The sequence below is a fragment of the Paenibacillus farraposensis genome, from assembly GCF_020736845.1.
GTDB classification, from domain to species: domain Bacteria; phylum Bacillota; class Bacilli; order Paenibacillales; family Paenibacillaceae; genus Paenibacillus; species Paenibacillus farraposensis.
The window spans coordinates 1-9,328 of sequence record NZ_JAFFQR010000001.1; the positions used below are offsets into that span (position 1 = coordinate 1).

Annotated in this window: 8 protein-coding genes; 6 read left to right on the forward strand and 2 right to left on the reverse strand. The window is 46.1% G+C overall.

Annotated elements, in window-relative coordinates:
* Positions 1 to 1,013 precede the first annotated feature (1,013 nt).
* The 6 genes from JO375_RS00005 (at position 1,014) to JO375_RS00030 (ending at position 7,301) form a co-directional block, all read left to right on the forward strand.
* Complete coding sequence (locus JO375_RS00005; protein WP_229522555.1) at positions 1,014 to 1,241, forward strand: hypothetical protein; 228 nt, start codon at positions 1,014 to 1,016, stop codon at positions 1,239 to 1,241.
* A 408-nt stretch (positions 1,242 to 1,649) separates the two neighbouring features.
* Positions 1,650 to 1,952: a hypothetical protein gene (locus JO375_RS00010; protein ID WP_229522556.1), complete on the forward strand. Its 303-nt coding sequence runs from the start codon at positions 1,650 to 1,652 to the stop codon at positions 1,950 to 1,952.
* A gap of 90 nt (positions 1,953 to 2,042) precedes the next feature.
* The gene (locus JO375_RS00015; protein ID WP_229522557.1) at positions 2,043 to 2,957 is read left to right on the forward strand and encodes a copper amine oxidase N-terminal domain-containing protein; all 915 of its coding nucleotides are present in this window, start codon (positions 2,043 to 2,045) and stop codon (positions 2,955 to 2,957) included.
* A gap of 17 nt (positions 2,958 to 2,974) precedes the next feature.
* On the forward strand, positions 2,975 to 5,290 hold the full coding sequence (locus tag JO375_RS00020) for a CARDB domain-containing protein (RefSeq protein ID WP_229522558.1): 2,316 nt from the start codon (positions 2,975 to 2,977) through the stop codon (positions 5,288 to 5,290).
* A 354-nt stretch (positions 5,291 to 5,644) separates the two neighbouring features.
* Positions 5,645 to 6,148 carry a hypothetical protein gene (locus tag JO375_RS00025; protein ID WP_229522559.1) on the forward strand — a complete coding sequence of 168 codons (504 nt, stop codon included), beginning with the start codon at positions 5,645 to 5,647 and terminating at the stop codon, positions 6,146 to 6,148.
* Positions 6,149 to 6,428: 280 nt separating this feature from the next.
* Positions 6,429 to 7,301 carry a DNA-binding protein gene (locus tag JO375_RS00030; RefSeq protein WP_229522560.1) on the forward strand — a complete coding sequence of 291 codons (873 nt, stop codon included), beginning with the start codon at positions 6,429 to 6,431 and terminating at the stop codon, positions 7,299 to 7,301.
* A 944-nt stretch (positions 7,302 to 8,245) separates the two neighbouring features.
* Here the strand turns inward: JO375_RS00030 and JO375_RS00035 are convergent.
* Entirely contained in the window at positions 8,246 to 8,398 is a 153-nt protein-coding gene (locus tag JO375_RS00035; protein WP_229522561.1) for a hypothetical protein, read from the reverse strand.
* A gap of 13 nt (positions 8,399 to 8,411) precedes the next feature.
* The gene (locus tag JO375_RS00040) at positions 8,412 to 8,864 is read right to left on the reverse strand and encodes a MerR family transcriptional regulator (RefSeq protein WP_229522562.1); all 453 of its coding nucleotides are present in this window, start codon (positions 8,862 to 8,864) and stop codon (positions 8,412 to 8,414) included.
* Positions 8,865 to 9,328: the final 464 nt, after the last annotated feature.

Genomic DNA, 9,328 nt, shown 5'->3' on the forward strand with positions numbered 1-9,328 from the left:
GTTTCACGGCAACGTTGGGTCTGGTAAAACCAAGGCTGCTGTCAGACCGATCCTTACATCGGCGAAACAGGACGCGAAAACATGACTTGTATTCCAATTAAATTAAATGAACTTAGGTTCATTGTACTGGTTTTGGCCAGTAGATTCAATAGGAATTAAGATATATGTTGAGGCCCCTGATCCGCAAGATGTGCGGATCAGGGGCCTCTTTTAGTTTTCGGATTCAGCGCAGTGCCAGTAATGGCGCGGTGTTTAATCATACATAAAAACTTCATACCCCGGCGCTCGAACACTTAATTTTTTTGAAAAATAGTGTTCGAGGGCTTGATTTCCTATTGTCTTTTTTAGGTAATCAGGCTGTGATCGCCAATGTGCCTAGCTGCCCGGCACGTAAAACAACGGGTACGGTGAGCTGAGCCGATGCAGAGAATCAGCGTCAACTCCATTCAACGCCTACCCATGCCCAGGCGGGAGCCAGTCACAGATTGGGAGGACGCTGATAATCGGTCTGGAGGTAGCCAGGATTCCGCAAGGAATGGTGATCGGTGCACATGCGCGTTGCGCGCTCGTAGGATTGGCTTTACGAGTCAAAAGGCACTGACGGTATAACCGTAGTCGGGCATGGATGCGAGGAACCCTCGACAGCCGTACACGGCGTGACATAATCACTTATAGTGCAGCCATGTTTGTTGTGGCTGCACTAGGTGATTATCTATGCTCATTTGCCTGACAAACCATGCCAGCGTGCCGATTAAGAACCTCGCAGTCAAGTTCTTTTTTAGCTTGAAAGAGAGCGTAGCGAGAGGAACGGTGGGTGGTCTTGTAGGTGGTTCACACCGCCGTAGCGTGAACCGAAGCTTGTGGTCAACGTGCTTTTCGTTGTCCACACGGTGAGGTGAACGGTACGGAACCGGAGCGAAGCGACGGCACTGTAGCAGTAAAAGCTCAAAAGTGGAAAAAATGTTGACTTTTTCCCCATTTTGCGCTAATTTGTAGACAGGAGGTGCTAAAAAGTGGACAAAGAAGCGAAAGCGAGGAAATCTATGAAGATTCTTCCGACTGTGAAAGCGGAAGTCGAAAAGGTTCAAAAAGAATGGGGCTTTAAAACGGAGGGACATGCGCTGGCGTATCTCCTGGTCGTTTACAAGGATCAGAAGGGGAAGAACATCACGATTGAGGATCACCAGCGTTATCTAAAGGAATCGGTTCAGTTGATGTGGGGCGCTAGTGAAGATGAGTAGGGGTGTAATCGGGAGCAATCGGCCGAAAATGAAAGATCGCGTCCGACGAAGGAAAACGCTCACAATTCATTGTTCCACGGAGAGTAAAATCGGCGCTCAAGGCTGAATATGGCTGAATTTGCGGATCGGAGCGCTGGACATATTCACCAAATGATATATTTTGTACAAATGCCAATGGAGCAACGCGGTAGAGTAGTAAACAATATTGAGTGAAGCATCGGGGTAAACAAATAGCTCCATACGGTCTGAACCACCGTATGGAGCGCTAAAAGGGACGGACGTAGCTTTGGACGCATTCCCCTGTAACATCCTAGACTATTTTCGGTCGGCTATCAAATTTTGATAGCCGGGGGTGCAGGGGGATTTATATGATGAATCTCTTAAAACCCACACAGGAGGTAGTACACTATGAAGTTTACATTGAAGAAAGAAATGATGAAAAATATGGAAGATTTGATGATGGATGCTGTGCTGCAGCAAGAGCAGGAGCACGAATCTTTGTTCAAGCAGTTTGAAAGCAAGCTGCAAAGCATTCGCGACAAGCATCCGGAGCTGCAGGACGATCTAATGGTGATGGAGGAAATTATGGTGGAGATCGGCACGGCTGGAGAGTTGTACGAGATCGGTTTCAAGCAGGCTGTTTCTATCGTGCAGGACTACGGGTTCCAAACGGCAACCAGTCTTATTGTCCCTTCGGTGCAGTCAGCGTAAAAACATCATACTTTTTCGATACAAAACGGTACTAATTTGATACGATTTCATACTAATTTGGCACGCACGACTCATTCTCATATGCTACGGTTGATTGAAGGAGAAAATTTGAATTTAAGGGAGATAGAAGTTATGAAAAAGTTCATGGGATTAATATTTAGTGTGGTTATAGTTTCTTCCAGTATATCGGGTTCGGCGCTGGCTGCAAGTCCGGTACCGAAGGTCACCGTTGATCAAAAAGCTGTAGCTTTTCCGGACGCAAAGCCGTATGTGGAAAGCAACCGGGTTTTGATTCCGGTACGGTTTGTGTCGCAGGCCTTGGGCGCGAAGGTGGACTATAAGAACAAAACTGTGCTGATTAGCCAGGACGGAAAAAGCATCAGTATGAAGGTCAACAGCGCAATCGTTACCCGTGACCAGGATAAGTTGCTCCTGGATGTACCGGCGCGCGTCCAGAAGAATCGTGTTTACGTGCCGCTGCGCTTCGTTTCCGAAGCGTTGGGTGCTCAAGTGGACTGGAATAAAGCTAAACTGCTGGTGGCCATTTCTACGGGAACCGGCGCGGCCGATCCGGAGCAACCGGAGAAGAAACCGGAAGAGTCGAAAACATTTTTCAAACCGTTTGAGTGGGAAGAAAAGACGGGATTGGCCAAGTCTCTTTTCAAAAACAATATACGGGTAAACGCCGGCACAGTGACTTTTACTGTTCCAGCAGATGCAACAGCTTCCTTTTACGGTGATGGTAAAACGGTAAAGTTGTCGCCAGGAAAAGAATACTCATATCCTCTTGGTTTGGGCAGTATTTCGTTTTCAAGAATCTATGCAGCAGAAAATTACATTGAAGCATATTCTGTATTTTTGGATACAAAACATCCAACCTTGCATGGTCAATTCGACGATGTAACAGGTGACGCAGTTGTGGATCACACCCTCATAAAAAACGAAAAAATGGTTGGCACTGCTGGTACTCTTGGAGAGGTCATAGCAGCTGCTAAGTCGCTGTAACAGGGGGATGAATTAACATGATTAAGCGCTTAGTGGCTTTTGCTTTAGTTTTAATGATTATGGGTTCTTCGATTGCATCAGCTGCAGGAGTGCCCATGCTAAAAAGTCATGTTCCTGGTGGATGGGATTATGATTACAGTGATACGAACCTAAGAGGGTTTATACCAGCTTTGAATGCGACGGTAGTTAGGCCTTGGGAATTGGCACGCTGGACAGGTATTTTCGCCTTTCCAGATGGTAAGTCAACGAGTATCAGCAGCTATGATGTGTTCAACGTAAAGCGGAAGGTAGATGATCCGAAGTTTGACAGAGAAAACGGCTTCGGGCTGGTGTATAAGAGTCAGGCGGCTTTAGGTGATATGTTCGATGCGATCATGCGCGATCAGACCGTGGGAACGAAGCAACGGGCATATTTCAGGAATGTGTTCATTCAGTCTGCAGACGATCCGGTTTTCTCTCCTGGTAATGAATTTTATTATAAAGTTCAGGACTTTGAGTTTCTTCGTACATCGGGCCTTGTGCAGCGTATGGGGATCAAATTTACTCAAACCAACAAGATCAGCGAGGACGAGCGCCAGGCGTTGTATGAGGTTACGAGGTGGCCTGTGCTGAAGGCCGTGGCTGCTACCGGAAAATTGCGCGTCGATTACACGGGCTATGGCGTGGCTGAACGCAACATACGTTTGGTGGCGATGAAGCATGATGCGTTTCCGGATTTTAAAAATGTGGTGAGTTTAACGGGCGGCAAGTTGGTCAATACGACCGCAGCCGCGCAGACGGGTAGCCTGACGGTGGATTATGAGGAATTGGCTACCGTGCTGGGCCGCGACATCGATGTGGTGATCGACGACGGATACGGGCGTACAGCCATTCAGCGCGTCCAGTTACCGGAGCAGCCGAAGGAAATGGACTTTATCCCGACCAAGCTTACATACACCGACAGCGGCCAGGTGTGGCTCAAGTGGAAGTATGTCGGGGAAACTGTTAAGACTGCCGACTATGTAGATGGTCGGGGGATTCCGAATATCGCCACCGTAAAGATCGGCGGCGCCGGGAGCAAGGATCTGACCGTGCAGAGCATGTATAACAGTTCTATTCCATCGCAGCTCAAAACGGGCCAGGAATTTTCCCACATGATCGGGCGTGCGCCGGTGGGGACTACGCCAGGCAAATATTACATCAAGGTGGATGCGTTCGTGAATAATCCGAGCCATCAGAACAAGGCCGTGGAGTCGCCTGTGAAGGCGTATGAGAACAACGAGATCAAGGCCGAGTTTGTGGTGACCGTGGAGCAGCCGCCGTTTGACCTGATTGCTCAGTCCATCACTTCGAGTCCGTCCTCGATCCAGAAGGGGAGCCATTCCACGCTTACGGCCCAGGTGAAAAATGTTGGTCAATTCGATCAAAAGGATGTGCTCATCCGGTTTACAGCGGACGGAGAGACGGTTTATGAAGCGCGTAAGACGCTGCCGGCAAACCAGCCGCAGAAGGTCGGGCCGTTTACCTGGAAGGGCACAGAATCCGGTATGCACAATATCACGGTGCATGTCGATCCGAAGGGTGAAAAAGTGGGTGACACGAACCCGGGTAACAATATTGCTTCTACCGCTTGTTTCGTCATCGATCCGAACGGCAGCGGCACGAGCTGCAAAGGTTCCAGCACGTCGAAGTCCTGGAACGTCACGTACACTTACATTGCAGGATATGACACGAGTGGTCATCCGATTTGGCGTGACCGGATCGTAACGTACAATGAGAAACTAACCATCGCAGCTCAGCTCAATACTAAGCAGGGAATCAAGACGGATCTGGACCGACCGAAGGAAAGTGATCGGGAGAGTCGGGGGAGCTGGGAGATCATTCCGTATGCCAAGAAGTGGGGGCTAAACCCAAACGAAGTCACACGGGCAGGCTACGGCTTCGAGATCAAGGCGACAACGGCTTATACGACCGATTGGGAGACAAAGATGCCAAGAGGGTTAGAAGGGACGCCACGGCCTGTAGGGGGCGTGTACTACGGCCCTGACGAGGTGACCGCAACGATTCATGATTCCAAGGGGAATTTTGTGAAGACGATTAAGCTGGAGAAGACAGGCGGCGACCGGAACCATGCGACCTGGGAGCTGCCAGTGACTACGCAAAAATCCGCTTCCGGAGTCGTGTACAAGGATCGGAAGTTTTACACGGGTATCAACGTACCGGACGGTACGTACACGGTCAACATCACGACTAACCGTGCCGGTATGCACGGGCTGGTGAGCTGCATCACCAAGAAAGTCCGGATATATGGAAGCATGTATGACGATGTACAGAATTTGAGAAAAGTAGAGTAAAAGGAGAAGGAGTCGTGAAATTCATCGCGGCTCCTTTTCTATACCCTTTTCAAACGCGCACAGAAGCCGCAGGACGGATTTTAGTTGGTTATCCTTATGAAAGTAGGGGGTGAATATGAAAAAGCCTTAGAATAGGCGTCAGAGGGTTTTTAGGTGATTTTCACATATACATATGCGAGCTAAGTAATGTGTTAATGCTGTGGGTGTAATTAAATATTAATTTTAGGTTAAAAATGTAATTAAAAACAAAAATGGGACAATACTACTATTTTTTGAACAAAACGATATAATTGTGGGATCTTTTGGTATAATGGCCTTGCAATATTGCAATATAATTTCCAAGGAGGAAAATCTATGAAGAAAAAGCATTTAATTGCATCAGCCTTATCTGTAGGGTTACTAGGAGCGGCTATTGCCGTACCTAGTGCGATCTTTGCGGATGTAAGTGATTCTGCAAATACATCTACTGCAGCGACACAAGATGCTGGTACAACAACCACTGGTGACCATGTAGTAACTCCGCAAAGAGTAGGAAACACCATTGACTCCGACGCAAGCGGAAGCGCGACCGTAGGAACTTCCTTTGAGGTTCCAAAAGGATATGGGCATGTTAAACTTCGTATGAAGAATTATTCTAGCTATCCAGTAAAGGTGAGCTTATCGCACATTCAATCCAATAAAGAGTATATTACTGCTCTGAAAATTCCAGCTCATGGTGAAATTACTTGGAAAAGTACCAATGAAGGTATCACCGACGGTTTGCGTTCTGGAAGTTACACATTGCAGTGGCGTGGTGGCGATTATAAAGTTGATGGACACGTGTGGGGAGTCGCTGCTTCATCGCCTGGGGATCTCTAATATTTAACAAACAAGAAAAGCTTCAGACTACCTAATAAAACAAAGAAAGCTCCAACCTTTTCCGGTTCGGGGCTTTCTTTTTTGTACCTCAAGTGACGTGCAGCTTGAACGAATCTTTTATCATATCAAACGATACAAAAAATTAGCATTTATGTAAGAAAAAAATTGACCATAGGATAGAAAATGTCTATATTTGTAATAGATTACTCTAATTTCTGGAACTCACATCTTAGCGTACATACACACTCCATATTACGAATAAACTATGGGAGGAAGTTGGATGGAAGAGGTTTTGGAAGGGAAAGATGCTACTTATTTATTGAACAATCATCATAGATTAGATAAGTGTATTGAATTACTTCATCTTCGGTTCGCTCAGCATGCCTGGCAAGATATATTGGATATAGCCGACCATCTGCACATCCTTTCTGAAGAAATGTATAACGAAGCGCAAAAAGCGCGCTCGCAGAGACTTCCTTATCTCTTTAAGGCAGAACGGCCTTTGGTATTCTATTACGGGTTCAGCTATCTGGCCAAGGGAACGGCGCTTCAAAAACTCGGTTTGTACGATCAGGCCAGAGAATACATTTTGAAGTATTCGGAATTGGGCTGGTTTTCGGGGTTGGACAAGCTCGGCTGGGAAGAAGTCGAGCGATTCAAACTTTTTGCTAAAGCAAATCTGTATACCAATGATTTGCTATCCGGAAAGTTGAGCGTGCTGTCTGAGTATGTTCAATTTTTAGAAGACAATCCGGAAGAGTTATTACCCGGACTCGTCACGATCATGGAGACTGCTTCGCTTCATTTGGTCAATGTAGATGATCTACTTGAAAGATTCTCAGAAAAAATTGAGGATTTTAGAAATCTCGAAGACGCTACCAATAGAACTCACTATATTAGATTCTCGTATCATCGAGCTGTCTATTATACCAAACTTCAAAGGTATCCAGATTGTGTAGGGCTCATTTTACTGTTTTTAACATCATATAATACGATTAATGATGCAGATTTCAAAAAGTTTGTTGTACTGTTTGAAGTTTACCGGGAGTATGCTTCAAGTGAGCAAATAGAGCAGTATCAAAACCTTTGTAAGGAGCTGTTGAAGCATGAAGAAGGCATTAGTATCTGCGATGATGATATTCGCTCTTGTTAGTATTGTAGTACCCATAAGCGGATTTACCAGCGGCGGATCCATTACAACTTTTTCACCTTCTAACCACGGTTGGAACTAAATATGTGATTAAAAAGAGGGCCGTTGCGATCAGCACGGCTCTTTTTTTGTGTCTCAGACGCATAGATTAAGCCATTAGGAGCCGTTGCAGCCGCACGGCTCCTTTCGTAGCCGGCTGCTTATCTTTCTCCGGCAGCCATGTTGCCCTGGTGGCGTCTGGAGACCTGCAGCGTGCGTCCGGATCATCGAATATGTGTGAAATAACCGCTCATATGTTGCTCAATGCAGGGTTATTTCTACGTATATCAGAGGGCTTTTATCAAGGGGAAAATGGCTTTTGAAAAACCATTATTGGTTGAATATAACTGTTAATAGTACAGATTTCTGGTTCCCGAAAATAAGGGGGGTATATTTCTCCTATGAATGGCTCAACCATGCGGGTTTTGAAAAAAAATGACCCCCTCATTTTTGGGGAACTAAAAGTGGGTACCAGAAAAACAGGGGATAAAGGTGCCAAATGCCGATAATCGACCCACTGATTACGGTGTAATTCGTATTAAAAACGGCAATTTAACTGGAAAAAATCAACCGCTCACTATCTGCTGAAAAGGAGGAAGCAAGGCGTTCATTCATGATAGGGGTTTGTACGGGAGATCCGCGAGGGCAAATTGCGGGAGATCCTTTTTTGAGTTGAGTTGGTTTCCCAAATTGCGTACCAAATCGCGTACCAAATAACGTACCAAATGGTATACCATCGCCTATCTAGTAAACCTAAGTACACAAAGAGATTTTCAAAAGACTTGGACGCATAACGCCCTCTTCTATTTTCTCTTTCTTCGCTTGTAGTCCCAAGTAACTGGAGCGAAGCAAAAGTAACTAAGGGCGCACTTATACATTGCTTCGCAATGTGTGCGAAAAAAGCACGCCTAATTCTTGGCGAGCTTATCTAAGGTGCGTCTATATTTGAACATTCCTTGCTGTGCGCTCTGCATTATCTGTTCGGTGCTGGCCATTTTGATTTCGCCTTCAGCACAATTCTGCTGAAGCCTGGCTGCTTGATCTTGGTTTGGGTGCTTCATGGTATGAACCTCCTTATTTTTTCTTAAATGGCCACCAGCGTTTTGCCTTGCCAAGCGAGGATGCGGCGGCTTGTTCAACAACCTGGTTCATGAATTGCCGCTGCAGCTCCATTTCTTGCATCCGGATCTGCAGCTCCTTTTCTTTCAGCTCATTGGTCTTTTTTATTTCTGCTGCTATCCGATCCAACGCATTCAAAAAGGGAGCTGGTTCCTGGTGATCGATCTGGTGCATCATGGGAACTGTGTTCTGCAGCAGCCTGGAGATCTGTTCCGTGGAATGGTCGCTTTTCTTGAGCTTGGCTATGGTCTTGAACACTTCGATTGCGTCCGGATCGATAAAGCGCTTGGAACGTCCTTCACCGGTGGAAGGAAGAAAATCGCTATACTGCTGTTTCCATTCGTTCAGTGTGGTGCGCGGTATATGGAGCTGGTCGGATATTTCTTTGATTGTAACAGATTTTTTCATGAAACACCCTCCGTCGTCGTCTCGTCGTCGTCATTGGAAAATCCAGTAGTATCAAGGGTTAAACGTCCGTCTTCAAAGACGAAAGACGAACATTTTCGTCTTTGAATCTTCGTTGTGGACGAGGATATTCCTTCACACTATCGGCAAATTCCGGATGAATTATGATCCTAGTTTTTTAAAAAAATTTTTCTGAATTTTCTGGCTCTGGAGTGAGCGGTGTTCAGGAGATCAATTTGTCCTCCTATATCGCACTCTATGTCAATGGTAGTGCGGTGTTTACCCATATCTTCCATGTGATGTGTGTGGGGGAAACGAGGGAATTAGTGAGCGGTGCAAGAGCGCTATATTCTGGCCAGAAGGTAGATTCTAAAATAAAAGAGTCTAGCATTATATGCTAGACTCGTGGTAAGCTTTTCCTAAGAAAAGCTAAAGCCAAGTTTCACGGCAACGTTGGGTCTGGTAAA

Coding starts and splice junctions, on each gene's coding strand:
- JO375_RS00030 (WP_229522560.1), top strand. CDS start 6,429: ATGGAAGAGGTTTTGGAAGGGAAAGATGCTACTTATTTATTGAACAAT.
- JO375_RS00020 (WP_229522558.1), top strand. CDS start 2,975: ATGATTAAGCGCTTAGTGGCTTTTGCTTTAGTTTTAATGATTATGGGT.
- JO375_RS00040 (WP_229522562.1), bottom strand. CDS start 8,864: ATGAAAAAATCTGTTACAATCAAAGAAATATCCGACCAGCTCCATATA.
- JO375_RS00035 (WP_229522561.1), bottom strand. CDS start 8,398: ATGAAGCACCCAAACCAAGATCAAGCAGCCAGGCTTCAGCAGAATTGT.
- JO375_RS00025 (WP_229522559.1), top strand. CDS start 5,645: ATGAAGAAAAAGCATTTAATTGCATCAGCCTTATCTGTAGGGTTACTA.
- JO375_RS00010 (WP_229522556.1), top strand. CDS start 1,650: ATGAAGTTTACATTGAAGAAAGAAATGATGAAAAATATGGAAGATTTG.